At 63.1% G+C, this 26,566-nt stretch carries 24 protein-coding genes; 16 read left to right on the top strand and 8 right to left on the bottom strand.

Annotated features, from left to right (window positions below; translation table 11 throughout):
- The first annotated feature begins 7 nt into the window (after positions 1–7).
- From JAB6_RS15045 to JAB6_RS14990, 12 genes are read left to right on the top strand one after another with little or no spacing between them, the layout of a single operon-like run.
- On the top strand, positions 8–1,354 hold the full coding sequence (locus JAB6_RS15045; protein WP_070303469.1) for an ATPase: 1,347 nt from the start codon (positions 8–10) through the stop codon (positions 1,352–1,354).
- On the top strand, positions 1,351–2,199 hold the full coding sequence (cpaB, locus tag JAB6_RS15040) for a Flp pilus assembly protein CpaB (RefSeq protein ID WP_034750816.1): 849 nt from the start codon (positions 1,351–1,353) through the stop codon (positions 2,197–2,199). The genes JAB6_RS15045 and cpaB overlap by 4 nt, the downstream gene beginning before the upstream one ends.
- A 22-nt stretch (positions 2,200–2,221) precedes the next feature.
- Positions 2,222–3,817 (top strand): type II and III secretion system protein family protein, encoded by a 1,596-nt coding sequence (locus JAB6_RS15035; RefSeq protein WP_070303468.1) that lies wholly within the window; start codon positions 2,222–2,224, stop codon positions 3,815–3,817.
- 9 nt (positions 3,818–3,826) lie between these two features.
- Complete coding sequence (locus JAB6_RS15030; protein ID WP_034750828.1) at positions 3,827–4,114, top strand: hypothetical protein; 288 nt, start codon at positions 3,827–3,829, stop codon at positions 4,112–4,114.
- 46 nt (positions 4,115–4,160) lie between these two features.
- Positions 4,161–5,711: a Tad domain-containing protein gene (locus JAB6_RS15025; protein WP_070303467.1), complete on the top strand. Its 1,551-nt coding sequence runs from the start codon at positions 4,161–4,163 to the stop codon at positions 5,709–5,711.
- Positions 5,712–5,718: 7 nt separating this feature from the next.
- Positions 5,719–6,186 carry a TadE/TadG family type IV pilus assembly protein gene (locus JAB6_RS15020; RefSeq protein WP_034750833.1) on the top strand — a complete coding sequence of 156 codons (468 nt, stop codon included), beginning with the start codon at positions 5,719–5,721 and terminating at the stop codon, positions 6,184–6,186.
- Between the two features lie 10 nt (positions 6,187–6,196).
- On the top strand, positions 6,197–6,715 hold the full coding sequence (locus tag JAB6_RS15015) for a TadE/TadG family type IV pilus assembly protein (RefSeq protein ID WP_051991109.1): 519 nt from the start codon (positions 6,197–6,199) through the stop codon (positions 6,713–6,715).
- 36 nt (positions 6,716–6,751) lie between these two features.
- Positions 6,752–7,903, top strand: coding sequence for an AAA family ATPase (locus JAB6_RS15010; protein ID WP_070303466.1), 1,152 nt, complete (start codon positions 6,752–6,754; stop codon positions 7,901–7,903).
- A gap of 27 nt (positions 7,904–7,930) precedes the next feature.
- A complete protein-coding gene (locus JAB6_RS15005) occupies positions 7,931–9,298 on the top strand; it encodes a CpaF family protein (protein WP_034750845.1) in 1,368 nt (455 codons plus the stop codon).
- A gap of 10 nt (positions 9,299–9,308) precedes the next feature.
- Positions 9,309–10,283, top strand: coding sequence for a type II secretion system F family protein (locus JAB6_RS15000; RefSeq protein WP_034750847.1), 975 nt, complete (start codon positions 9,309–9,311; stop codon positions 10,281–10,283).
- Positions 10,284–10,302: 19 nt separating this feature from the next.
- A complete protein-coding gene (locus JAB6_RS14995; RefSeq protein WP_034750850.1) occupies positions 10,303–11,250 on the top strand; it encodes a type II secretion system F family protein in 948 nt (315 codons plus the stop codon).
- A gap of 13 nt (positions 11,251–11,263) precedes the next feature.
- Positions 11,264–12,280, top strand: a complete 1,017-nt coding sequence (locus tag JAB6_RS14990; RefSeq protein ID WP_070303465.1) for a LytR C-terminal domain-containing protein — start codon at positions 11,264–11,266, stop codon at positions 12,278–12,280.
- Positions 12,281–12,288: 8 nt separating this feature from the next.
- Here the strand turns inward: JAB6_RS14990 and JAB6_RS14985 are convergent, their stop codons facing one another.
- Genes JAB6_RS14985 through edd form a run of 3 tightly spaced genes read right to left on the bottom strand, consistent with a single transcriptional unit; the run spans position 12,289 to position 15,414 of the window.
- Complete coding sequence (locus JAB6_RS14985; protein ID WP_070303464.1) at positions 12,289–12,810, bottom strand: hypothetical protein; 522 nt, start codon at positions 12,808–12,810, stop codon at positions 12,289–12,291.
- 57 nt (positions 12,811–12,867) lie between these two features.
- On the bottom strand, positions 12,868–13,497 hold the full coding sequence (locus tag JAB6_RS14980) for a bifunctional 4-hydroxy-2-oxoglutarate aldolase/2-dehydro-3-deoxy-phosphogluconate aldolase (protein ID WP_070303463.1): 630 nt from the start codon (positions 13,495–13,497) through the stop codon (positions 12,868–12,870).
- A gap of 3 nt (positions 13,498–13,500) precedes the next feature.
- Positions 13,501–15,414 (bottom strand): phosphogluconate dehydratase, encoded by a 1,914-nt coding sequence (edd, locus tag JAB6_RS14975; RefSeq protein ID WP_070303462.1) that lies wholly within the window; start codon positions 15,412–15,414, stop codon positions 13,501–13,503.
- Positions 15,415–15,750: 336 nt separating this feature from the next.
- Between edd and pgi the strand changes: the two genes are divergently transcribed.
- Complete coding sequence (gene pgi, locus JAB6_RS14970) at positions 15,751–17,415, top strand: glucose-6-phosphate isomerase (protein ID WP_070303565.1); 1,665 nt, start codon at positions 15,751–15,753, stop codon at positions 17,413–17,415.
- A gap of 14 nt (positions 17,416–17,429) precedes the next feature.
- Complete coding sequence (locus tag JAB6_RS14965) at positions 17,430–18,326, top strand: SMP-30/gluconolactonase/LRE family protein (protein WP_070303461.1); 897 nt, start codon at positions 17,430–17,432, stop codon at positions 18,324–18,326.
- Between the two features lie 240 nt (positions 18,327–18,566).
- On the opposite strand, the gene JAB6_RS14960 is transcribed toward JAB6_RS14965, so the two are convergent.
- Complete coding sequence (locus JAB6_RS14960) at positions 18,567–19,520, bottom strand: chemotaxis protein (protein ID WP_034750860.1); 954 nt, start codon at positions 19,518–19,520, stop codon at positions 18,567–18,569.
- A 563-nt stretch (positions 19,521–20,083) separates the two neighbouring features.
- On the opposite strand from JAB6_RS14960, the gene zwf reads away from it, so the two are divergent.
- Positions 20,084–21,556 carry a glucose-6-phosphate dehydrogenase gene (gene zwf, locus JAB6_RS14955; protein ID WP_034750861.1) on the top strand — a complete coding sequence of 491 codons (1,473 nt, stop codon included), beginning with the start codon at positions 20,084–20,086 and terminating at the stop codon, positions 21,554–21,556.
- Between the two features lie 87 nt (positions 21,557–21,643).
- Positions 21,644–22,498 (top strand): SIS domain-containing protein, encoded by an 855-nt coding sequence (locus tag JAB6_RS14950; RefSeq protein WP_034750862.1) that lies wholly within the window; start codon positions 21,644–21,646, stop codon positions 22,496–22,498.
- A gap of 178 nt (positions 22,499–22,676) precedes the next feature.
- On the opposite strand, the gene JAB6_RS14945 is transcribed toward JAB6_RS14950, so the two are convergent.
- From JAB6_RS14945 to JAB6_RS14925, 4 genes are all read right to left on the bottom strand, one after another.
- Complete coding sequence (locus JAB6_RS14945) at positions 22,677–24,779, bottom strand: DUF2235 domain-containing protein (protein ID WP_083292739.1); 2,103 nt, start codon at positions 24,777–24,779, stop codon at positions 22,677–22,679.
- The gene (locus JAB6_RS14935; protein WP_070303458.1) at positions 24,776–25,399 is read right to left on the bottom strand and encodes a DUF3304 domain-containing protein; all 624 of its coding nucleotides are present in this window, start codon (positions 25,397–25,399) and stop codon (positions 24,776–24,778) included. The genes JAB6_RS14945 and JAB6_RS14935 overlap by 4 nt, the downstream gene beginning before the upstream one ends.
- On the bottom strand, positions 25,396–26,295 hold the full coding sequence (locus JAB6_RS28480) for a DUF4123 domain-containing protein (protein ID WP_083292738.1): 900 nt from the start codon (positions 26,293–26,295) through the stop codon (positions 25,396–25,398). Before JAB6_RS28480 ends, JAB6_RS14935 begins: the two co-directional genes overlap by 4 nt.
- Before the next feature lie 47 nt (positions 26,296–26,342).
- On the bottom strand, positions 26,343–26,566 hold a 224-nt coding region (locus JAB6_RS14925; RefSeq protein ID WP_139143400.1), incomplete at its 5' end, for a DUF2345 domain-containing protein.

Raw genomic sequence — 26,566 nt, 5'->3', positions numbered from 1 at the left:
ATCCATCATGCCTGACACCTATCCAGAACGCAACGACGGCGGCGGCGTCGAACCGGCCGCCAAGCGCGCGCCACGTACGGTCGAGGAAACGGGATTGCCCTTCCTGTTCCTCGTCGAACTACTGGTCAAGATACTCTTCCAGCGCGGCCAGATCGGCCTGCCCGCCCTGTCGACGCACGTGAAACTGGGCGCCGGCGTGCTCGAGCCGCTGCTCACTTTCATGCGCGCCGAAAAACTGTGCGAAGCGCGCCGCAACGGCGGCAGCGGCACCGATGCCGACCTGTCTTATCTGCTGGGCGACCAGGGCCGCCTGCGCGCCGCCGAATACATGCGCCGCAATGCCTACAGCGGTCCCGCTCCCGTCACCCTGGCCGATTACAGCAACCAGGTGCTGGCGCAAAGCGTGGCGGACATGCAGGTCACCCGCGACGACGTGCAGCGCGAATTTCGCAACGTGGTGGCCAGTTCGGCCGTGCTCGACCAACTGGGCGCGGCCATGAATTCCGGACGCGCCCTGTTCTTCCACGGCCCCGCCGGCAGCGGCAAGAGCTACCTGGCCGAGCGCCTGAACGGCCTGCTCAGCGGCGCCATCGCCCTGCCCCATGCCGTGATGGTCGACGGCGAAGTGCTGCCCTTCCTCGACCCCATGCTGCACACCGTGTCGCACGGCGGCCCCGTGCCATCCGACCCGCGCTGGGTGCGCGCCGAACGCCCCGCCGTGCTGACGGGCGGCGAGCTGACGCTCGACATGCTGGACCTGCAATTCGACCAGGGAACGCGTTTGTACCAGGCGCCGCCGCACCTGAAGGCCAACAACGGCATCTTCATCATCGACGACCTGGGCCGCCAGCGCTGCTCGCCCGTGGAGCTGATGAACCGCTGGATCGTGCCGATGGCGCGCCACATCGATTACCTGTCGCTGCACACGGGCTACAAGTTCCCCGTACCCTTCGACGTCATCGTCGTGTTCTCGTCGAACCTGGCGCCGCAGCACCTGGCCGACGATTCCTTCCTGCGCCGCATCGGCTACAAGATCCATGTGGGGCCCTTGACCGCCTACCACTACCTGGCCGTGTTCCGCAGCACCTGCGCCCAGCTGGGCATCAATTTCGACGAAGCCTCCTACACCTATCTGCTGCACCTGCACAGCCAGTACGGACGACCCTTGCTGGCATGCTATCCGCGCGACATCCTCGCGCAGATCTGCGACCAGGCGCGCTATGAAGACCACGCGGCGCAGCTGTCGCCGGAAGGGCTGCTGTGGGCATGGAAAAACTATTTCGGCAGCGATGACGACCTTGCAAGCACACATAACGGACCGGAAGCGGTCCAGCACAAAGGGGAAGCAAAATGAGAAACGCACGCGCTCTGACGATGATGGCCATTGCGGTCATCCTGGCGTTCGCCGCGGTCATCGTGGCCGCGCGCTGGATCAATGCCCAAGCCTCGGGCAACATCAACAAGGTGGCCGTGGCCCAGGTCGACATCAGCCTGGGCGCGCGCCTGACGCCCGACATGGTGCGCATGGTGGACTGGCCGTCGAACGCGCTGCCACCCGGCGCCATCAACGATCCGAAACTGCTGGAAACGCGCGTCACGCGCACCAGCATCCAGCACGGCGAACCGATCATGGAAGGCAAGCTGGCGCCTCCCGGCACGCAAGGCGGCCTGTCGGCCGTCGTCGCCGAAGGCAAGCGCGCCATGACCGTGCGCGTCAACGATGTGGTGGGCGTGGCCGGCTTCGCCCTGCCCGGCAACTTCGTCGACATCCTCGTCAACACCCAGGGCGAAGGGGCCCGCAAGACGCCGGACCGCGATCCGAACATTTCCAAGATCGTGCTCGAACGCATCCTCGTGCTGGCCATCGCCCAGGAATCGAGCCGCGACGACACCAAGCCCAAGGTGGTCAACGCCGTGACCCTGGAGCTGACGCCGGACCAGGCGGAAAAACTCGACCTGGCACGCAGCGTGGGCACCCTGTCGCTGGTGCTGCGCAACCAGATCGAGGACAAGCCCGTCAACACGGAAGGCGCCACCAAGTCCAGCCTGCTCGATGAAAAAGTCGCCATGGCAGCCCCCGCCGCCATGGTGCAAGCCAAGCCGCTGCCACGCCGCCGTCCCGCCGCCGCACCCGCGCCAACGGCCGGTCCAAAGGTCGATGTCATCAAGGGGCTGGAACGCAGCTCCCAACAATTCTAACCTGCACCAGAGGAGTCACGCCATGAGCACATATTGCACAGCAAGCGGAAGCCGGGTACTCAGCCTGGCGCTTGCCCTCGCCATGATCGGCGCCCTGGCGCCCCAGGCACGCGGCGAACCCGTCGCCGCCACCGCCGCTGCCGCCGACACCGGGGCAGCCAAAAGCAGCCGCGCCACCACCCGGCCCAAGGCCACGCCGCCGCAAAGCGAATCGCGCGCCGGCCGCACCGAGATGGCGCCGCAAATGAGCCTGGCCGAAGGCAAGTCGACCCTGATGCGCCTGCCGTTCGCCGCCAGCCGCATGTCCGTCGGCGACCCGCGCATCGCCGACGTCATCCTGCTTAACCCCAACGAGGTCTACCTGCTGGGGCGTTCCGTCGGCACCACCAACCTGATCCTGTGGAACAAGAGCAATGACGCCACCATCATCGACCTGGCCGTCGGCATCGACAGCAGCAGCCTGCAGGCACGCATGGCCGAACTGCTGCCGAACGAAAAGATCAACGTCACGGTGGCGGGCGACACCCTGATCCTGTCGGGCATGGTCAGCGATGTCGTCAAGGCCGACCAGGCCCTGTCGCTGGCCAACGCCTATGTGCAGCGCAGCGCCCGCAGCGGCGGCGCCGCCTCGGGCGCAGCACCCGCCGCAGCCGCAGGCGCTTCCGCTCCGGCTCCCGCCGCAGCGCCCGATGCGAACATGCCGCGCGTGATCAACCTGCTGTCGATCGCCGCGCCGCAGCAGGTGATGCTGGAAGTGAAGGTGGCCGAAGTGTCGAAGGTGCTGGTCGACCAGCTGGGCGCCAGCCTGGGCATCAACAAGACCATCGGCAGCTGGTCGTACTCGCTGCTGTCGAGCCTGCTCAGCAACAATCCCAGCGGCTTGAGCGGCGCCAGCAAGAACAACTTCTTCAACCTCGACGCGCAAAAACGCGATGGCCTGATCAAGGTGCTGGCCGAACCGAACATCATGGCCATCAGCGGCCAGGAAGCCAGCTTCCTGGCCGGCGGCAAGATATTCATCCCCGTCAGCCAGAGCAACAATAACGGCGTGCCCACCATCACCCTGGAAGAAAAGGAGTTCGGCGTGGCCGTGAAATTCACGCCCACCGTGCTCGAAGGGGGACGCATCAACCTGAAGGTGGCGCCGGAAGTGTCGGACCTGAACAAGGACGGCATCGGCATCACCGCCACCGGCATCTCGGCCACGGCCATCCTGCCCTCGTTTACGACGCGGCGCGCCACCACCACGGTGCAGCTGTTCGACGGCCAGAGCTTCGCCATCGGCGGCCTGATCAAGAACAACGTGACCAGCAATATCAAGGCCCTGCCAGGCCTGGGCGAAGTGCCCGTGCTGGGCGCCCTGTTCCGCAGCACGGACTTCCAGACGGACCGTTCGGAACTGGTCTTCATCATCACGCCGCACCTGGTCAAGCCGCTGCCGCCCGACTACAAGCTGCCCACCGACGGCTACATCCAGCCGACGCGCGGCGACATGTTCATGCAGGGAAAAATGGAAGGCAGCGCACCGGCGCGCGCGCCCGCAGCGGCACCGGCACCAGCGCCCATGCAGCCGCAAGCGGCCGCGCCCCAGCCTGCCGCCGGCTTCGACCTCAAATAGGAGAACACCATGAAAACCGCACATCGCCTGCCTTGCGCCACCCTGCTGTCGCTGCTGGTCCTGCTGGCCGGCTGCGCCGCCACCACCACGCCCGTGCTCGATTCGCACTTCGGCGAATCGGTGGCCCTGCTCAAGGCGCAGCAGATCATGTATCCGGACGCCTACCGCAATGCCAACCCGGTCAGCGGCATCGACGGCAAGGCCGGCGTCAGCGCCTACCAGCGCTACCAGAAATCGTTCGCGGCGCCGGAACCGCAACCGAATGTCTTCACCATCGGCGTGGGCGGACGCCAGTAGGCGCCGGTCCCGCGATGCACTTCCCCCAGGCCACCAGGAGACAGCCATGAACACCGCATTTCGCAGGCACGACAAGCAGCAGGGCGCGATCGCCATCGTGCTGGGGCTGACCCTGGTGGTGCTGTTTGCCATGGGCGGCCTGGTGCTGGACCTGGGCCACCTGTACATCGCCAAGGCGGAACTGCAGAACGGCGCCGACAGCGCCGCCCTGGCCGGCGCCGTGGAACTCAATCAAAGCGCGGACGGCATCGACAACGCGCAGGCCAAGGCCATCGCCATCGCGCAAAAGAACCGCTACGACTTTTCCACGGCGCTGACCATCACGGCCGCCAACATCGAGTTCGGCCCCAGCCCGGACGGTCCCTGGTCGTCCGGCGCCAGCGCCCGCACCAGCCCCCAGGGCCAGACCTTCATCCGCGTCGACACGGGCAGCAAGACCTTCGCCACCTACCTGATGGGCATCGCCGGCATCGCCAGCACCAGCACCTCGGGCGTGGCCGTGGCGGGCCGCTTCGTCAACGACGTCACGCCGATCGGCGTGTGCGCCGTCGATCCGGCCAACAAGACGGCGCAATACACGTATCCGGCCGCGCCGGCCGGCACGGGCCTGACGGAACTGCTGGAATTCGGCTTCCGCCGCGGCGTCACCTACAACCTGTTCGGCCTCAATCCGCTGGGCGGCCCGTCCGATCCCTATCTGATCAACCCCGTCGACGCGCCGCCCGGCACCTGCAGCGCCTCGCATTCGAGCGCCGCCTCCACCGCGCCATTCATGTGCACGGGCAGCAGCGCCGTCATCACCAGCGGCACGGGCCAGGTCTACACGAACACAGGGCTGACGGCGTCGCTGGCCGCCTCGCTCAATTCGCGCTTCGACGATTACGGCGGCCCGTCCGTGTGCGACCCCGCGACGGCGCCGCCCGACACCAACATCAAGGAATATCCGTGCGTGGGTGCCGCGTCGCCCTGCGCCGCCACCGCCGCCAGCTCGCCGCCCGCCAGCTGGATGGAACCGGGCGCCAGCACCCTGCCCAGCCAGCAGCCCGTCAGCCTGGCCGGCAACAAGCCGAATTACCAGCTGCCGTCGGCCGGCACGGTTCCCGCGCCATCGGCCACGTTCGCCCAGTTCTCCGGCTACGGCGTGCTGTGGTCCTACGGCCCCGCCTACCAAAGCAATGGCGCCACCCCGGCCAAGGCCGGCACGGCCTACAGCGTCGCGGACGGCAACGCCAACCCCATGTACAGCACGGCCAAGGCGAATTACTTCGACACGGCCAGCTACCCCGTCAGCGCCGGCGCAGGCTTTCCTGCCAGTACGCCGCCTTCGCCGTACAACCAGACCAGCGGGCCCACGTTCCAGGCGCCTTCGCCGGCCCATCCGGGCCAGCGCAACCGGCGCATCCTCAACGTGGTGCTGGTCGACTGCCGTACGGCGCCCGTGGGGCCCGCTTCGTGCGGCACCATGAACGCGGTGGGCATCGGCAAATTCTTCATGACGATGAAGGCCGATTTCAGCGGAGGCACCAAGCGCCTCGACGTCGAATTCGCGGGCCTGATCGAGCCCGTGCCGAATTCCGAAATCAAACTCTACAAGTGAGGCGGCCATGCGCATCCACCACTCCCCCCTCAGGCAGCGCGGCGGCGCCGCCGTCGAATTCGGCATCGTGCTGGCCCTGCTGATCACCCTGCTGGCAGGCATCTTCGGCTTCGGCCGCGCCTTCTGGTACTACGACGCGCTGACCAAGGCCACGCGCGACGCGGCGCGCAACATGTCCGTCAAGGCCAAGGCCGGCATCGCCTCGCAGGGCGTGCCGGCGGCCAGACAGACCGTGGTCGATGCGGCCCTCAGCGCCGGCATCAGCGACTTCACCACGGCCAACGTGACGGTCACCTGCCTGGACGCGGCGTTCAACGACAGCAACTGCAACGATGGCACGGCGCCGGGCGGCATCCGTGTCGAAGTCGTCAACTACACGCTGTCCGTGGGCCAGTACCTGCCCTTCGTGATCGGCGCGGCCAGCAGCTATGCCACGCCGCTCTCGCCGCGCACCACCATGCGCTACATGCTGTAAGGAGAACGCCATGCGCCATCGCCTTTCATCTTCTCCTCCAGCCGGGCGCCAGCGCGGCGCCGCCGCCGTCGAATTCGCCCTGGTGTCGCTGCTGTTTTTCACCCTGCTGTTCGGCATCCTCGAATTTGGCCGCATGCTGTACCTGTACAACACGGTGCAGGAAGTGAGCCGCCGCGCCGCGCGCGAAGCCGTGGTGCGCTGGGTCGACGAGACCGACGCCATCAAGACCCTGGCCCTGTTCGGCGGCACGGCACTGCCGGCCGCGCCGGAACTGACGGCCGCCAACATCACCATCCGCTACCTGAACAAGAGCGGCGCCGAAGTGACCTTGCCGCCGACGGACCCGGGCGACAACCTGTCGGCCTGCGGCGACATCACGCGCACGGCCAGCTGCATCGACAGCGTGCGCGTCTCGATCGACAACGTCAGCTACACGCCGATGGTCAGCCTGTTCGGTTTTCTCAATATTGCCGTACCAGCCTCGGTGGTGGTCATGCACGCCGAAAGCCTGGGCTTCCAGATCAACTGAACGCCTTTACCGAACACTTTTACCGGGGAGTACCAAGTGAATATCGTCATCGTCTCGAAGAGTGAAGCCCAGCTCAAACGGCTGACCCGCTTGCTGCGCGAACGCAGCACGGCCGACCGCGTGACCCTGCTGGCGAGCATACCCGATGTATTCGACAACGGCGTCACGCCGGACTTGCTGCTGCTGGAGCAGGAGCAGACGGGCGAGGCGGAGCTGGAACAGCTCGAGCTGCTGGGCGGACGCCATCCGAGCCTGGCCATCATCGTGCAATGCCCGCAGCAAAGTCCGCAATTCCTGCTGCGCTCGATGCGCGCCGGCGTGCGCGAAGTGCTGCAGCCGGACGACGACGCGGCCCTGTGCGCCGCCTTGCGCCGCATCGAGGAAAAACTGCAGAAGCAGGTCACGCGCAAGGGCCAGGTGCTGGCCTTTGTCTCGTGCAAGGGCGGCAGCGGCGCCACCTTCATCGCCGCCAACCTCGGCTACGCGCTGGCCGCCGGCGAACAGCGCAAGGTGGCGCTGTTCGACCTGAACCTGCAGTTCGGCGACGCCGCCCTGTTCGTCTCGGACCACAAGCCGGCCACCACCCTGTCGCAGCTGTCGCAGCAGATCGTGCGCCTCGACGCTTCGCTGCTGAGCGCCAGCATGATCCAGATCACGCCCGCCTACAGCGTGCTGGCCGCCGCCGACGACCCGGCCCACGCGGCCGACGTCGAAGCCGACCATATCGACCGCTTGCTGACCCTGGCGCGCAGCCAGTACGACTACATCCTGCTCGACGTGGGACGCGGCCTCGACCCTGTCAGCGTGCGCGCGCTGGACCGGGCCGACCTGATTTTCCCCGTGCTGCAGGCAACGTTGCCGTATGTGCGCGACGGCAAACGCCTGCTCGACGTGTTCCGCGGCCTCGGCTACCGCGAAGACAAGATCCGCCTGATCCTGAACCGCTATGCGAGCAGCGACAGCATCCGCGTGGCCGACCTGGAAGCGGCATATGGCAAGCACGTCTACAAATCCATCCCCAACCACTACGAAGCGGTGGCGGCCTCCGTCAGCCAGGGCGTGCCCATCCTCAAGCTGACGCCGCACAACGCCGTTTCGCGCGCCCTGCAGGAGCTGGCCGCCAGCATGGCCGGCGAAACCCCGCCCGCCGCGCAAGGCTGGGTTTCGCGGCTGCTGGCGCGCGCTTGATCCCCCTACATTTACCGGAGACCGATCATGACTGTCGAAAAACTCACCCTGCGGGACCGCCTGGGCTATGCCCAGGACGACGCCAGCCTGAATGACGATGCCGCGCACCAGGGCGCATCGAGCCAGAGCTACCAGCAGCTCAAGCACCGCACCCACCAGGCGCTGCTCGACCGCGTCGACCTGGAAGGCATGCAGCGCCTGTCGCGCGAGCAGATCCGCGAAGAGCTGAAAATCCTCGTCAGCGACGTGCTCACGGAAGACAATGTGGTGATCAACGAGCTGGAACGGCGCTCGCTGATCCGCGACATCCAGGACGAGGTGCTCGGCTTCGGCCCGCTCGAACCGCTGCTGGCAGATCCCGGCGTGTCCGATATCCTCGTCAACACCTACCGCCAGGTGTATGTCGAGCGCCATGGCCGCCTGGAGCTGAGCGACGTCTGCTTCACCGACGATGCGCATTTGATGAAAATCATCGACAAGATCGTCTCGCGCGTGGGCCGGCGCATCGACGAGTCGAGCCCCATGGTCGATGCGCGCCTGCCCGACGGCTCGCGCGTCAACGCCATCATCCCGCCGCTGGCCATCGACGGCCCCGTGATGTCGATCCGCCGCTTCTCGGCCCAGCCCCTGCGCCTGGCCGACCTGCTGCTCAAGCACAGCCTGACGGAAGAAATGAGCACCACCCTGCAGGCGCTGGGCAAGGCCAAGGTCAACATCCTGATCTCGGGCGGCACGGGCAGCGGCAAGACCACGATGCTCAATGCGATTTCCGGCTTCATCAGCACGGCCGAGCGCATCGTCACCATCGAGGACGCGGCCGAACTGCAGATGCAGCAACCGCACGTGGTGCGCCTGGAAACGCGCCCGCCGAATATCGAGGGCAAGGGCGAAGTGACGCAGCGGGCGCTGGTGCGCAACGCGCTGCGCATGCGCCCCGACCGCATCATCCTGGGCGAGGTGCGCGGCGCCGAGGCGCTCGACATGCTGGGCGCCATGAACACGGGTCATGAAGGCTCGATGGCCACCATTCACGCGAACACTCCGCGCGACGCGCTGACGCGGCTGGAAAACATGATCAGCATGGCTTCCGCGGCCCTGCCCGTGAAAGCCATGCGCCAGCAGATCAGTTCGGCCATCAGCGTGGTGGTGCAGGTGTCGCGCCTGACGGACGGCAAGCGCAAGGTCACGTCGATCCAGGAAATCACGGGCATGGAGGGCGAGATGATCACCATGCAGGAAATCTTCACCTTCCGCCAGACGGGCATCGGCGAGGACGGCACGGTGCAGGGCCATTTCCATGCCAGCGGCGTGCGGCCGCGCTTCCTGGAACGCCTGCGCGCCTTCGGCATCAGCCTGCCGGAAACCCTGTTCGATCCCGCCCGCCAGTACCATTAAGGGGAGCATCATGGACTATCTCTATTACGTATTCGCCATCCTCACCTTCATCGCCGTGGTACTGCTGATCGAGGGCGTGTACCTGGCGTGGAATACCTCGCGCGGCCCGGAAGCGGAAAGGGTCGCGCGCCGCCTGCGCATCATGTCGGCCGGCGCGCATGGCGACGCGGGCAGCTCGATGATCAAGAAACGCCTGCTGAGCGACACACCGTCCCTGCAGCGCGTGCTGCTCAGCGTGCCCCGCGTGCATGCACTCGACCGCCTGCTGGAACAGTCGGGCATGACCTGGAGCGTGGCCAGCTTCGCCGGCGTGATGCTGGCCTCGGCCGGCGCCGCGTTTTTGCTGCTCAGCTACTTCAGCGTGCCGTGGCTGCTGCTCCTGCCGCTGGTGGCCGGCGCGGCCCTGCTGCCGCTGCTGGTGGTCTTGCGCGCCAAGGCCAAGCGCCTGCAGCGCATCGAACAGCAATTGCCCGATGCGCTCGACCTGATGGCGCGCGCCCTGCGCGCCGGCCACGCCTTCCCCACGGCCCTGAAGATGGTCGGCGATGAAATGAACGCGCCGCTGGCCGTAGAATTTCGCGCCACCTTCGATGAAGTCAATTTCGGCATCGCCATGCAGGACGCGCTGATGAACCTGGCCACGCGCGTGCCCAGCACGGACTTGCGCTACTTCGTCATCGCCGTGCTGATCCAGCGCGAAACGGGCGGCAACCTGGCCGAGCTGCTCGACAGCATCAGCCGCATCATCCGCGAGCGCATCAAGCTGCTGGGACAGGTGCGCGTGCTGTCGGCCGAAGGCAAGCTGTCGGCCTGGATTTTGTCGCTGCTGCCCTTCGGCGCGGCGGCCATGATCCAGCTGACCAATCCGCAATTCCTGGAAATGCTGTTCGTCGATCCGGGCGGACGCAAGATGCTCGTCGGCGCACTGGTGATGATGGTGTGCGGCATCCTGGTCATGCGCAATATCATCCGCATCCGTGTCTGAGCCCGCAAGGAGAATCCTCATGAATCCCGTCCATTTCGCCTTTCTCGCCCTGCTCTTCATCGCCGTCTTCGGCACGGTGCTGGTGGCCATGCGCAGCTTTGCCCCCGATCCCTTGCGCCAGCGCATGGACAACGCCACCGGCAAGAGCGCGGCCGCGCCTGGCGCCTCCGCGCCCAGCCCCTGGCTGGCGCGCATGGTGCGCCTGAGCGGCCCGCTGGCCAAACTGTCGCTGCCCGACCAAGGCTGGGAAGGCTCCGTGATGCGCCGGCGCTTCATGAATGCCGGCCTGCGCCAGGCGTCCGCGCCCATCCTGTTCTTTTCCGCCAAGACCATGCTGGCCATCGGCCTGCCCCTGCTGCTATTCCTGGGACTGAGCGCGTCAGGCAGCCAGATGGCGGGCAAAGCTCTCTTGTTCTGGCTGCTGATCGTGGCCGCCATCGGCTACTACCTGCCCAATATCGTGCTGGCGCAAATGATCAAGCGGCGCCAGCGCGACATCTTCGAAAGCTTTCCCGATGCGCTCGACTTGATGACGGTGTGCGTGGAAGCGGGCCTGGCCATGGATGCGGCACTGGCCAGGGTGGCGGCCGAGATCGCCCTGAAAAGCGCCGTGCTGGCCGAGGAATTGCACTTGGTGATGCTGGAACTGCGCGCCGGCAACACCAAGGAGCGGGCGCTGCGCAACCTGGCCCTGCGCACGGGGGTCGAGGATGTCGACGCGCTGGTGGCCATGCTGATCCAGGCCGAGCGCTTCGGCACCAGCATCGCCGCCTCGCTGCGCGTGCAGTCGGACCAGCTGCGCACCAAGCGCCGCCAGCTGGCCGAGGAAGAAGCGGCGAAGATCGCCCTCAAGCTGCTGTTCCCGCTGATCTTTTTCATCTTCCCTTCGCTGCTGGTCGTCCTGATGGGACCAGCCTTCCTGCAAATCTACCGCGTGCTCCTGCCCAGCATGGGCAGCGGCAGCTGACCGGAGAACCGCCATGTCACAGCACACCACCCTGATGCTCATGTTCGCCTGCGCCGGCCTGCTGCCCGCCTGCGGCCACCTGCCCGGCCCGGCCACTCAGAGCAACCATGCTGCGCCGCCCCAGGCGCGCATCGACGACAGCCCCGCCACCCGCAGCGCCGCTTTCTGCAAGCTGGGCAAGCGCATGCAGGAACTGGGCGACCCGCGCGCGGCGATGGCAGCGTACAGCGAAGCCCTGCTGCTCACGCCCGACTCGGCCGACGCGCGCAATGGCGCCGCCGTGCTGCACGCGCAGCTGGGCCAGCTGGAAACGGCGCGCAGCATGCTGCAGGCGCTGAGCAGCGAAGCGCCGACGGCCAGGACCTACAACAATCTCGGCTACGTGCTGTACCTGCAGGGCGATTACGCGCAGGCGGCCACCGTGCTGCGCCAGTCGCTGCAGCTCGACAACGGCCAGCAGCCGGCGCGCGCCAATCTGGATCTCACCATCGCGGCGCTGGCGCGCAGCATAGTCACGGTCGATGCCACCGCTGAGGCCATCGCGCCCGACCTGGCCCCGGCGCCAACGCCAGCGGCGCCGGCCAGCCGCCTGCAGCTGACGCAATCGCAGCCGAATATCTTCACGCTGAGCTGGCGCGACGCGCCCGTGGCGGCGCACGCCGCATTGCCAGCCCCGGCAAAGCCGGTGGCACCGGTGGCAGCCCTGCCACGGCTGAAAGTCATCAACGGCAATGGCGCAACGGGGATGGCAGCGCGCATGCGCGGCATGCTGGGCGGCATGGGCATCAGCGTGCTGCGGCTGGGCAACCAGCGGCCGTACGGCGTCCAGGCCAGCAGCATCGTCTACCGCTCCGGTCATGCGCAGGCGGCAGCCGCCCTGGCCCTGGCCTTGGGCGGCATGCCGCAGGTGCAGGCGGCGGACGACAGCGGCATCGGCGCGGGCGCCGACCTGCGTATCTTGCTGGGCAAGGATGCGGCAGCCAGCCTGCGCGCGCCGGACGTGCGCCTGGCGTCTAACCTGGCGCAGTAACGGTGAAATCAGCGCGGCAGCAGGCGCCGGTCGGCGGGGTTGATCAGGAAGCCTTGCAGGATATCCTGCAGCTGCGGCAGCGTCGCCACGTAGGCGGGAATGCCCAGCTGGCGCGCGCCGAAGTAATGGGCGATGATGTCGCCCTGCTGCTCCATGTTGAAGTCGGACAGGACGCCGCCCGTTTGCGCATCGTAGCGGTAGGCGCGTTGGCCGATGTAGCCGCCGCGCAGCGCCAGCAGCACGCCATGCAGCAGCACGCTGTAGCCAAGCTGGTACTGCCACACGTGCACCATTTCGTGGATGAAGAACAGCTTGCCGCCATTGCCTTCGCGGGAAAAATCGTCGCGGTACTGGGCCGGCATGAAGTGCAGGCTGCCGCGCGGCGTCATCGCCGTGTTCTGGTCCTGCAAGCCGAACGGTAGAAAGGAGCCGCGCACGACGCGCACGCGCGCGTAGTCGATGGCGCCCTGGAAGACGCTGCGGGCCATGGCGGTTTCGCCGATGGTGAGGGGGCGGCGCAAGACGCGCATGGCACTCCGTCAGAAGAAAGAAGCGGCAAGCATGAGAGCTTGCCGCACAGGTACCGATTAAACCGAACGTAAGCCGCTGGCAGCTTTGGCGATTTCCGTGATGCGGTCCCAGTTGCCGGCCGCGATCGCGTCTTTCGGTGTCAGCCAGGAGCCGCCCACGCAGGCGACGTTTTTCAGCGCCAGGAACTGCGACGCCGTCTCTTGCGAAATACCACCGGTCGGGCAGAACGTCACGTCCGGCAGCGGGCCGTAGATGGCGTTGAGCATGCCGATGCCGCCGGCTGGCACGGCCGGGAACAGTTTTAGCTGCTGGAAGCCGTTTTCACGCGCCGCCATCACTTCGCCCGGCGTCATCACGCCTGGCAGCAAGGGCAAGCCGCTGCTTTTGGCCGCCGCCACCAGGGCCGACGTCAGGCCTGGCGACACGCCGAAGACGGCGCCCGCATCGCGCGCTTGCACGAATTCCTCGGGACGGGTCAAGGTACCCACGCCGACGATGGCGCCCGGTACTTCCGACATGGCGCGGATCGCTTCCAGGCCGTGCTTGGTGCGCAAGGTTACTTCCAGCACGCGGATGCCGCCCGCCACCAGCGCGCGCGCCAGCGGTACGGCGTGTTCAGGATCGTCGATCGCAATCACGGGGATCACGCTCGATGTGCGCATAATTTCCAGTAGTGTCATGGTCATCTCTTATTTCCTAGCCAAAAAGTCTTCATCGGAACCCGGTACGGTGTCACCGACATTGTCGGCGTCGTGCAAGGCGACGGTGGTGGGAATCGGCGACGGCAGGCCGAAGGTGGTTGCACCTTCTTCCGCCGCGCTGACGGTGGAACGGAACATGGAAAACAGCTCGCGGCCCATGCCGATGTGGTTCGGCGACAGGTCGGCCGTGACCAGCGAACGCGCGTGCCAGACGTCGGCCGGCACCAGCGCCTCGAGCACGCCGGTAAAGGCGTCGAGACGGATGATGTCGCCGTCGCGCACGAGGCCCAGCGGGCCGCCGGCGAGAATTTCAGGCGACACGTGGATGGCGGCCGGCACCTTGCCCGACGCGCCCGACATGCGGCCATCGGTGACCAGCGCCACGTGGCGTCCCGCATCCTGCAGGTTGGCCAGCGCAGGCGTCAGCGCATGCAGTTCCGGCATGCCGTTGGCGCGCGGGCCCTGGAAGCGCAGCACGGCGACAAAGTCGCGGTCCAGGGTGCCCGCCTTGTAGGCGGCCATGAAATCTTCCTGCGAATTGAACACGAGCGCCGGCGCTTCGACCGTGCGGTGCTGCGGCTTGACGGCCGAGACCTTCATCACGGCGCGGCCCAGGTTACCTGCGACCAGGACCATGCCGCCGTCCGGTGCGAACGGATTCGAGGCGGGGCGCAGCACGTTTTCATCGGCGCTGGTGGCCGGTGCATCTTTCCAGAAGACCTTGCCGTCTTCGCCGAGGAACGGCTCCATGCAGTGCGCGCGCAAGCCGTGGCCCAGGATGGTGTTGACGTCTTCGTGCAGCAAGCCCGCGTCCAGCAATTCGCGGATCAGGTAACCGGTGCCGCCGGCCGCGTGGAAATGGTTCACGTCGGCGTCGCCGTTCGGGTAGATGCGCGTGAGCATCGGCACGATGGCCGACAGCTCGTTGAAATCGTTCCAGTCGATGACGATGCCGGCCGCCTTGGCAATCGCCACCAGGTGCAGGGTGTGGTTGGTCGAGCCGCCCGTGGCCAGCAAGCCCACGACGGCGTTGACGATACATTTTTCGTCGACGATATGGCCGACGGGCAAATAGCTGGCGCTTTGCGCCGTGATGGCGGCGGCGCGCTGGGAGGCGGCCACAGTCAGCGCATCGCGCAGCGGCGTGTTCGGCGTGATGAAGGCGGCGCCCGGCATGTGCAGGCCCATTACTTCCATCAGCATCTGGTTGCTGTTCGCCGTGCCGTAGAAGGTACAGGTGCCGGCGCCGTGGTAGGCTTTCGATTCGCCTTCGAGCAAGTCTTCACGCGTGGCCTTGCCTTGCGCATACAACTGGCGCACCTGGGCTTTTTCCTTGTTCGACAGGCCCGACGTCATCGGGCCGGCCGGCACGAATACGGCCGGCAAGTGGCCGAAGTGCAGCGCGCCGATCAACAGGCCCGGCACGATCTTGTCGCACACGCCCAGGTACAGGGCGGCGTCGAACATATTGTGCGACAGCGCCACGGCCGTCGACATGGCGATGGTGTCGCGCGAGAACAGCGACAGTTCCATGCCCGGCTGGCCTTGCGTCACGCCATCGCACATGGCGGGCACGCCACCGGCGAACTGGGCGACGGCGCCCACTTCGCGCACGGCTTGCTTGATGATCTGCGGGAAGCCTTCGAAAGGCTGGTGCGCCGACAGCATGTCGTTGTACGAGGACACGATGGCCACGGACGGCTTCTTGTATTCCTTCAGCGACAGCTTGTCGTTGGCGGGAAAGGCGGCAAAGCCGTGCGCCAGGTTGGTGCACGACAGGGCGCCGCGCTGCACGCCCTGGATGCGGGCCGCATCCAGATGCGCCAGGTAGGCGCCGCGCGATGGCCGGCTGCGCGCGATGATGCGCGCTGTTACGGATTCGACTACTGGATGCAGCGCCATATGGATTTCCTTAAAAATGAGTATTTCGTGAAATTTTACTACAAAATGGTGAAGAAGAAGCGCTCTTGCATGGGCCAGCAACACAAATAAGCGACAGATTGCGGCATATCAAGGCAAACCCGGCAAATATCGCATAGCCGTACCGGCCAATATGGCTCTTATATGTCATGGGCGCGATCGCTAAAAAAAGCACAACAAAATCCGCTTCGCGTCACAAACTGTAGTGAAATTACGTTTTTCTGATGTATTATTCTCATACCAATGCCGGATCCGCTGTTCGCCACGACGAACGCGCCGCGCTCCTTTCAACCGAGACAAGCACCCAAGCCGACCGCCATGCGCCAGCCAGCACCTACTCCTGCCATCACCGCCACCGCCAGTTTCCAGTCCCTGCAAGCGCATAGCGCCAGCCTGCGCGAAGTGCATCTGCGCCAGCTGTTCGCGGCCGACCCCGCCCGCTTTTCCAGCATGACCGTCGATGCGGCCGGCCTGCTGCTCGATTACTCGAAGAACCGTGTCGACGCCACCGCCATGGGCCTGCTGATGGACCTGGCCCGCGAGCGCGGCGTGGAAGCGCAGCGCGAAGCCATGTTCACTGGCGAGAAAATCAATCTTACCGAACATCGGGCCGTTCTGCATACGGCTTTGCGCGCGCCGCGCGGCACCAAGCTGGTCGTTGATGGCCAGGATATCGATGCCGACGTGCAAGATGTGCTGCAACGCGTCAAGGCATTTACAGACAAGGTGCGCAATGGCAGCTGGCTCGGCTACACGGGCAAGCCGATTTGCGACATCGTCAACATCGGTATCGGCGGCTCGGACCTGGGCCCGAAAATGGCGTGCCTGGCCCTGCGCTCCTACGCCAACCCGGGCCTGGAAATGCACTTTGTTTCCAACGTCGACGGTCACGACATGGAAGCGACCTTGTCCAAGGTCGATCCGGAAACGACGCTGTTCATCGTGGCTTCGAAAACTTTTGTTACGGCTGAAACCATGCTCAACGCCAACACGGCGCGCGCCTGGTTCCTGCTCGAAGGCGAAGAAAAGGATCTGGCCCAGCATTTTGTGGCCGTCTCGACCAACACGCAAGCCATCGTCGACTTCGGCATTTCGCCAGACAATATGTTCCCGTTCTGGGACTGGGTCGGCGGCCGCTACTCCGTCTGGTCGTCGATCGGCCTGGCCGTGGCCCTGTCCGTCGGCTTCGAATACTTCAGCGATTTCCTCGCCGGCGCACATGCGATGGACCAGCATTTCCGCCAGGCCCCGCTGGAACAGAACATGCCCGTCGTGCTGGCCATGGTCGGTTTCTGGAACCGCCAGTTCCTCGACTGCGGCTCCGTCTCCATCGCGCCGTATCACCAGGACTTGAGCCGCTTTGCCGCCTATCTGCAACAGCTGGACATGGAAAGCAACGGCAAGCGCGTCACCAAGGATGGCGTGCCCGTCGGCGTGCCGACCGGCCCCGTCATCTGGGGCGATTGCGGAACGAATGCGCAGCATGCGTATTTCCAGCTGCTGCACCAGGGCACGGACATCACGCCGATCGATTTCATCGCCGCCCTGCGCGCCACGCACGACTTGCCGGGCCACCACGACGCCCTGCTCGCCAACTGCTTCGCCCAGTCGGAAGCCTTCATGACGGGCAAGACGGGCGATGAAGTACGTCTTGATCTGCAGGCGCAAGGCTTGCCGGAAAGCGAGATCGAAGCGCTGGTGCCGCACAAGACTTTCCCAGGCAACCGCCCCAGCAACACCATCCTGATGGACCAGCTGACCCCGACCACCCTGGGCGCCCTGATCGCGTTGTACGAACACAAGACCTTCGTGCAGGGCGTCTTGTGGAACGTCAACAGTTTCGACCAGTGGGGCGTGGAACTGGGCAAGGTGCTGGCCAAGAAAATCCAGGCCGAACTGACGGGCGAAGCCCGTCCCGACCACCACGACAGCTCGACCAATGGCTTGATTGCCTTGGCGAAAGCCGCCAAAGCGGCGTACTAACTTAATTGAGGTTTATGAATATTTACGAAATCAAAGTAGTGAGCGACAAGCCCATGCAAGTGGGCGAATGCCCGCTCTGGCATGGCAAGGAAGCGGCCCTGTACTGGGTCGATATCGATGGCCGCGCCGTGCACCGCTTGCACCCGGCCAGCGGCAAGCATGACCAATGGAGCATGCCGACGGAACCGTCGGCGCTGGCCATCAATGCGGGCGGCGGCCTGATCGTGGCCTTGCGCAGCGGCTTTGCCCACCTCGACACGAAGACGGGCAGCCTGGCGGAAATCGCCCCGGCGCCGTTCGACATGAGCACCACGCGCTTCAACGATGGCAAGGTCGATCCGGCAGGCCGCTTCTGGGTCGGCACGATTTTCGAGCCGCGCAGCGCCGACGCGGCGGAAATGTTCGTGCTGGACAAGGGACAAGTACGCAAGGTCTGGTCGGGCGGCATGACCGTGTCGAACGGCCTGGGCTTCAGCCCGGACAAGCGCACCATGTACCACTCGGATACCACCACGCACCGCATCGACCGCTTCGATTTCGATGCGGCCACGGGTGCCATTTCCGCGCCACAACCGTTTCAGCGTTTCTCCACGGACAAGAAAGCGTTTGATTACGGCGGGCGCCCCGATGGCGCGGCCGTCGACAGCGAAGGCAATTACTGGTCGGCCATGTTTGAAGGCGGCAAGATCTTGCGCTTCGCCCCCGACGGCCATCTGCTGGGCGAAATCACCGTGCCCGTGCGCTGCCCCACCATGGTGACGTTCGGCGGCCCCGACCTGCGCACCCTGTACATCACCAGCGCCAGCCACAACCGCTCCGCCGCCGAAATCGCCGACTACCCGTTGACGGGCCACGTGCTGTCCGTGCGCGTGGACGTGGCGGGCCAGCCGGAAACAGCTTACCAGGCGTAATCCGACACCATTGTTGACCGTGACGGCGTCGGATTACGCGCAGCTTCGCTGCGCTAATCCGACCTACCGGACTGCCACGTGCCCAGAGGCGTGGCGGACCAGCCGTAATCGTTTGCCAGCAAGAAAAAGCGCCGGCACCCGCAAGGGTCCGGCGCTTTTTCTTGCGCAACGGCGTAGGTCGGATTAGCGGGACGAAGGCCCGCGTAATCCGACAACAGTGTTGACCATGGCCGCGCCGGATTACCGCGACAATACCTTGCGTATCGTCTCGGCCAGTTCAGCCGCCACAAACTTCGCCACATAGCCATCGGCGCCCACGCCCTTGACGTGGTCTTCGTTGGTCGAGCCCGTCAGCGACGAGTGGATCACCACGGGGATGTTGGAGAAACGGCCATCGTTCTTGATGTTGCGCGTCAAGGTAAAGCCATCCATTTCCGGCATTTCCAGGTCGGTCAGCACCAGCGCGACCTTGTCTTTCGCCGTCTTGCCTTCCGTGGCCGCCTGGGCCGAGATGGCCTGCAGGCGTTCCCACGCTTCCTTGCCCGTCTTGGTCATGATGAAAGGCACGCCCATCGCTTCGAGGCCTTTTTCGATCAGCGAGCGGGCCAGCGAGGAATCGTCGGCCGCAAGGATCACGGCGCCGGCCGGCAAGCGCACTTGCGGGCCGATGCTGTTCTCGTCCACGTCCGGGTCGCCCGACGGCAGCACGTTGCGCAGGATTTGCTCCACGTCCAGCACTTGCGCCAGACGCGTCTTGTCCGTGTCACCATCGAGGCGCGCGATACTGGTGACGAGGCCGCCACCGACGCTCGACTCGGCCGACAGCACCTGGTTCCATTCCAGGCGCACGATTTCATCGACCTCTTCCACGGCAAACGCCTGTGTCGAGCGGGCAAATTCGGTCACCATCAGTATCTTCAAGCCGCTGCTCTTGCAGCCGACCGCCATCGGCAAGTCGATCACGGGCACGATCTGGCCACGGATATTGACCACGCCCAGCATGTGCGGGTGCGAACCGGCCACCGCCGTGATGGCAGGCATTTCCATGATTTCACGGACTTTGAACACATTGATGCCGAACAGTTCGCGGCTGGTCGAGTGATCACTGGTGCCGAGCTTGAACAGGAACAGTTCGAATTTGTTATTGCCTGTCAGGCTGGTGCGTTCATCGACATCTTGCTGCATTGAATTCATTGTGTCCCCTTGAGCCGTCTTGTAAAGTTAAGTCGCCTGCCCCTGATGCTGCGGACAGTGCGGACTGCACGTCGCATGGACGTCGGATGGCGGGTTCGGGGCATGGCCGGCGCTAGCGGTGCAGTGTGTATCGTACAATTTCTTACAACCAATAGTTGCTATCGATTCGAGCTTGAATTATACGGTTTTTTACTTTCTCCAAAGCTACTTTACGCTGCCAACGGCGATCCTGACAGCATTTCTTGCTTTGCCTGTTGCTACAGCGCAAATGATGACGTAGAGAACTAGAAATTTCCCTGGCAACCATGGTTACTTTGAAACGCCGCGTGCAAATCGCGATAGCCTACCAAGGCCAGCGAACGGCATATAATGGCCATGCCGGCACCGCTGGCAGGCATACAGGGCAAAATGGCGACGGCAGCCGTTGGAATGTAGTAAAATTTCTTGCAATTGCCTGTTCTACGTAGTAAATTTACACCACCGATTATAGTAGCGACAGACTGGCACTTCCGGTCGGCTTCCTCCCCGCTCCGGCCCTTTTACTTTTGCGACGACACTCACTTATGGCACTTACCGATTTTGACCTGGTCCTGTTTGGCGGCAGCGGCGATTTAGCAATGCGCAAGTTGTTGCCTGCAATGTATGCGCGCGACGTCGCGAACGATTTGCCGCCGACGGCGCGCATCATCTGTGTGGGCCGCCAGGACAGCGGCCAGGATGCCTTCCTGAAAATGGTGGAAACCAACTCGCGCCCGCATATCAAGGCCAGCACCCTGAATGCCGCCACCTGGAGCAAATTCTGCGCGCGCATCGTGTATGTGTCGCTCAACGCCAGCGATGCGGCCACGTACGCGCCGCTGGTCGAAGCGCTGCGCGGCGATGCCGACCTGACGCGCGTGTACTACCTGGCGACGCCGCCGCATTTGTTCGCGCTGATCTGCGACAACCTCGAAGACAACGGCCTGGTGACGCCGAATTCGCGCGTGGTGCTGGAAAAACCGCTGGGCCGCGACCTGGCCAGCGCCAAGCAGATCAATGCCGAAGTGGGCAAGGTCTTCCAGGAATCGCAGATCTACCGTATCGACCACTACCTGGGCAAGGAAACCGTGCAGAACTTGCTGGCCCTGCGCTTCGGCAATATCCTGTTCGAACCGCTGTGGCGCCGCGAATGGATTTCCGACGTGCAGATCACCATCGCCGAAAAGCTGGGCGTGGGCAACCGCATGGGTTACTACGACACCTCGGGCGCGCTGCGCGACATGCTGCAAAACCACTTGCTGCAACTGCTGTGCATCGTCGCCATGGAACCACCGACCTCGATCGCGCCGGACGCCGTGCGCGATGAAAAGCTGCAAGTGCTGCGCTCGCTGAAAAAATTCACGCCCACCACCCTGGCGCAAAACATCGTGCGCGGCCAGTACCGCGCCGGCCACGTCGACGGTGCCACCGTGCCGAGCTACCGCGACGAACCGGATGCGCCGGAACATTCGCGCACCGAAACCTTCGTTGCCCTGAAGGCGGAAATCGACACCTGGCGCTGGGCCGGCGTGCCGTTCTACCTGCGCACAGGCAAGCGCATGGCCGACAGCCTGGCCGAGATCGTCGTGCGCTTCAAGCAGATCCCGCACTCGATCTTCAACCAGCCCACGTCGAGCTTCCAGCCGAACTGCCTGGTGATCCGTTTGCAGCCGGACGAAGGCTTGCGCATGAACCTGATGGCGAAAACCCCGGGCGACGGCATGCGCTTGAAACCGGCGGAACTGGAACTCGATTTCCGCGAATCGTTCAAGACCCCGCGCATGGATGCCTACGAGCGTTTGCTGCTCGACGTGCTGCGCGGCCAGCTGACCCTGTTCATGCGCGGCGACGAACTGGAAGCGGCCTGGGAATGGGTCGAGCCGATTCTCGACAACTGGGAACAGAACGACAGCGCGCCGATTCCGTACACGGCAGGCACCTGGGGCCCCGCGGCCGCCAGCGCCCTGATCGGCCGCGATGGCTTGCAGTGGCGTGAAGAAGCATTACCCGAGGATTAACAGGCAAAACAGGGGCCTGCCCGCAGATGGGCAGGCCCTTTACCTATTATCCCCACACTCCTGAACACCTACCAGAAAACTACCCTGATGCTGCTTGATTCCATCCGCACCCAGCTCGATTCGCTCTCCAAGTCGGAGAAAAAGGTCGCGCTAGCCGTGCTTGACCAGCCTAACCAGACGGTCAGCCAGAACATCACGGCGCTGGCGAAAAGCGCGCAGGTGTCGGAACCGACCGTGGTGCGCTTTTGCCGCACCCTGGGCTATGACGGCTGGCATGAATTCAAGCTGAAGCTGGCGCAGGGCTTGGCCCTGGCCATGCCCGGCGCGAACGAGCAGCCGGCGCAGGATGACCTGGCGGCCGACCTGGTGAACAAAATCTGCAGCCGCTCGATCAACACCCTGCTCGACCTGCGCAACAACCTGAATCCGGAAGCGATCCAGCGCGCGCTCGACATCCTGTCGCGCGCCAGCAAGATCGAATTCTATGGCCAGGGCACGTCGGGCATCGTGGCGGCAGACGCGCAGCACAAGTTCTTCCGTTCGGGCGTGCCGACAGTCGCCTACAGCGATCCGAATATCCACAGCATCGCCGCGGCCCTGCTGCGCGGCGGCGACTGCCTGGTGGCCATCTCGCAGCGCGGCAACAGCCCCGCCCTGGTCCGCTCCGTGAAACTGGCGCGCCGCGGCGGCGCCGACGTCGTCGTGCTGGCCCCATCGGGCACGCCGCTGGCCGACCTGGCGACCGTGCTGATCCCGATCGACCTGGTCTTCAACACCGACCCCTACACCCCAATTTCCGCGCGCCTGGCCTACCTGGTCGTGATCGACGTGCTGGCCGTGGGCCTGGCCCTGCAACGGGGACCGGAATTCCGAAAGAAGATGCAGAATGCGCAGAAAGCGCTGCAGGAATTCGACATGCAGTTCGATTCTTTCATCGGCTGATCCGGCTGATCCCCTGCCGGCTCCAGCCCTGCTGGGGCAGCTCCTTAGCCGGGGTGGCGGAATGAAATAGATCGGGCTCAGCAAATGCACGGACTGCGTTAGTCAAGGCTGCCAGCAAGGCCGGCAATGTGCGGCTATCGCCCAAGTGCACGGGTAGCTCAATGGATTGGCATTTGACTTACACCATCTTCAGCGACTCCACGGCATCGGCAGATATATGATGGGCCATCGCGATAATGCGCTGTTCCTTGTGCAAAACAGGCAGCATGCCCGCATACTGAGCGCCTGACGGCTTGAAGGTATCCGATCCCATGTAAATTGACCGGAAACGCAAATAACCACCTCCCAAAAGTCTGTTCTCGCGTCCGCCCTTGTCCGGCTCGATCGCATCCATTTCGTTTTCGGTACCTTTGACAGCTTTGTATCGCAGCAATTGCTCTTTTTCCTTCTTGCTCAAACTATAGGGATTGGGCTTCCCAGGGTCTGCCTCCGGACCGTTCTCCCATTCACGGGCTCGCTCTTCCTGAGCCACAAGCAATTCCAGCGCGTACCACAAGTCAGGAATGTCTTTCCCCAACGGTTTGAACCACGCACGCGAGTCATGCACGAACTGTTCAAAAAAGTTGTTTACTTCGGCGGGTGGTACCGGCTTATCCCAAAATTCGGCGATAGGTCCCCATTCGGGATTACGGGGCCGCCCTCTACTGCCAGTCGTGCGCTGATCGGTGCGCCATTTTTCAAAGCTCGCAACCTCTTCCTCCAACTCCTTGTCCGCCATCGTGAGATCAGTAAAATCGAATTTCCCGCTTTTATAGGTGGCTGCCAAATTCTTGACATTCGGCAAATCTCCCATCTTGCCAAGCATTTTCTTGCGCCACTGTATGTACAGCATGTGCTGGAATTCCATAATCCTATGTAGCCGCAATGATGGCTCAGCTCCTTGCTGCGCATGGCAAAAGCCGATATAGGCATTGAAGGTGGCTATTGTGCGCGGATCGATGCGAAAGGCCCGCTTCGTCGCTTCACTGGCCTCTTCCAGCTTCAGCGGCACCCCAGCCAGGCGCGCCGCCCGGTACATCGTGGCCAAGGTAATGCGCGACATCAAGTCACCTCCGCTTGGATCTGTACCGCGCCCTTGTTCTTGCGGTAAATAGCCGCCTCCGATGTCCGAATGAACACCGGGGAAAACAATTTCAGTGCAATTAGGGGGAATATTGCCCAGGTGAGCAACGGAGTCCAAGGGAAAAGACCGGCGTACTTCATGCGCCGACACCAGATGCAGGCATTTGGTTGGCCCCGGTGATGTGGGTATTCTGAGCGACACTTCGGTGTCGGCCCAGCCACCATGTCCGTCCACCATCCTGTTCGGGAGGGGCACTGAAGCCGCCAAGCCAACCGAAGCGACGGTATCGAACAGGCCCATAAAGTCAAACGTCACCTCGATAGTGCCCATACTTAACTGGCGAGCCTTGACGCCTTTGCTAACGGTCAGTTGCGCATCCAGCTTGCATAACCAGATAAACCAGTTGGCAAACGAGCGCGCTTCGGCCGCGCCACGCGAGAAACCGAACATCGACACGAAGATATTGAGCACCCTGCCTTTATTAACGCTTTTCGCAGGCCCATCGGTTGGCACAAATGATCGCAAATTGCTGTGCAACTTTTGCAAGGCCTGCGTAAAAGCGTTCACCAGCGCCTGTGAAGGCCGCACTTTACTGGGTAAACTGAGCGTATTGAAGTCTTGTTTAAACGTCTTGTCATCCACCAAGGGAGCATCCGTATAATATCTGTGCACATTATTGAGTGCCTCCACCAATGCCCAGATGATGCGATTTTCTCCCTTGTAAGCGAAGGCCAGGCCGCGCGCCCGGTCGCTGGTGAGAGCGCTAAATCCCTCGCCCGTATCGCCAACCTCGTCGAAACGTGTTCCCACTCCGGGAACATAGGTGCGAAAGTAACTGTTGTGGTATTTTGTTTCCAAGTCCGGCCAGGCCTCGCTGCCATGCGTATCTTTACCGCCGGGAAATGCACGGTACAAGCGCGCCACGTTGCTGTGACAATGAAGCGGCACATCCCGCTTCATATTATTGTTGGTGCCGTCAAAGAAGAAACCGAAAAACAGATTGACATCACATGGTGGAGGAAAACCTGGAAGTGGGCATTCACGCTTCTTTATAAATTCTATAATTTCATCCATTTCATTAGCGCCGTCAAAAAAACGGTCTTTGTCAGATGGATCAGTTTTATCAACAGAATAGTTTTCGGCTAAAAAAGCTGTCATCTCACATCTCCCTCTAAACTCTGGACAATTTTTTTTTGAAATTCAATAATTTCTTTTTTTTCTTTTATCTTTTCATCTGATAATGTATCAAAGTCACGCAGTAATCTTTTCTCCAAAAAATCGAGCGTATTTCTCTCTCTCTTTAGTTTATCCTTGCGACGCTCATCCCGATACTCCTTCGTCGGTACCGGATACCCCTTGATTTTCCCCGGCCATTCCGGCCGACTTGGTCCGTAATGCGATACGACGGCCCCCACGCTGCCATCTTCATAGACGATCAGCCAGATATCGCCCGCCTTCCCATTCGGATACGGCGGGATGCTGACTGTCTCGCGATGCAGGGTCGGGGCTGGATAAAACTGATAGACCACCACGACCTTCAAATCCGCATGCCATTTTTCCGGCACGCTGAAACAGCATATCGTGCCGCCTTGGCCATAAGGATCGATCGCATCGCCACCGCCGCCGCTGTTGGTATTGCCCGGATTTTCAACCGCGATGTAATTGACTTCGCGCGAAGAATAATTCAGCGCCTGAATGCTCGCGGCCATAGCAACGCCGGGCAAACATGCGGCCAGCAAGATACCTCGCCACAGCCACTGCCTGAACAAGATAATCATGACTTTGCCTCCACTGATAAGGTCGGCACATCAGCAGAGGATTGCTCTGCCATCCAGAGTTCAAACAATGAATCGGGTGTTTGCGCCCTAGCAGGCTCTGCTAGCCAGGACGCAATTTGCGGCCGTGTTTGCAGACCTGGGTTTTCGAGGCCAAATATGCATACGTCAAATCGATCTGGCGGTGTTTCGAGCCGCGCATGATCGGCACAACCCAGCCAATATTCGATCAGGGCATGGGCATGTTCGGCAGTATGTGGTTCCAGCAAGCGAGGACTGGTTGCGCGCACTTGAAACAAGATGCCGTCGCCTTCCGCCGCCCGCATCAGTTGAGCGCATTGCTGCTCACTTAACGATATACCAAGCGCCGCCGGTAGCGCTTCACCAGGCAAGGTCAAATCACTCCAGTCGGCTTTGCGCGTGACGTATTGCCAATGGTGTGCCGGCCCGCAAAACTGGCCCAACTGCTGCGCCGTCAATATATTGAAAAGCTGCGGCAAAATGCGGGTATCGGCAAACGACAACGCCACCGTATAGTCTGCGGCATCGACGATGCACCATGATGCCAAACGGGCAGCCAGTTGTTGCAACGGCTCCGGCGTGACAATCAGGCTGAGCGCCGGATGACCATTGGTTTTTTCAAGTAGTCGTTCCCAAGTAAAACGAGCTGTATCGTCAAATTCAACAAGCAGCGGCGAGATGGACAAAGTTTCTTCATTCGCACCTGGCGCACCGGAAAACAGCGCCTCATATCGCAGATACTGCGTGCGCTTAAGCAATGGATAACACGACTCGTCAAAAACACCATCGATCAACGCATAAATGTGCGCCTCGGGAAACTGACGGCGAAACGCCTGCAAGCGCGTGTGCAATGACACTTTCCAGCCAGAAGGAAACATATTAATATCCACTTAGTCATGCTCCTCTAACTGTTGTTTTTGGCTATTCACTCTTCCACCATGGAAAAAGGCGAACCTGATTCGGCTGCGCTACGCCTGCATCGTTTACATATGGAACGGGAGAATCTGGGCAACGGATAAGTCAGCCGCTCCGGCCCGATAAAACTTTTCTTCCCGGCAAACACGGTGATCTTGCCCGGGCACTGGATCGTGATATTGCCGCCCTCGATCGTGATGTTGGCGCCGCCCGCCGTCGACAGGCGGATGCTTT

The sequence above is a fragment of the Janthinobacterium sp. HH104 genome (assembly GCF_001758715.1).
GTDB classification, from domain to species: Bacteria; Pseudomonadota; Gammaproteobacteria; order Burkholderiales; family Burkholderiaceae_D; genus Janthinobacterium; species Janthinobacterium aestuarii.
This window is presented reverse-complemented; position numbering and strand designations above follow the sequence as displayed.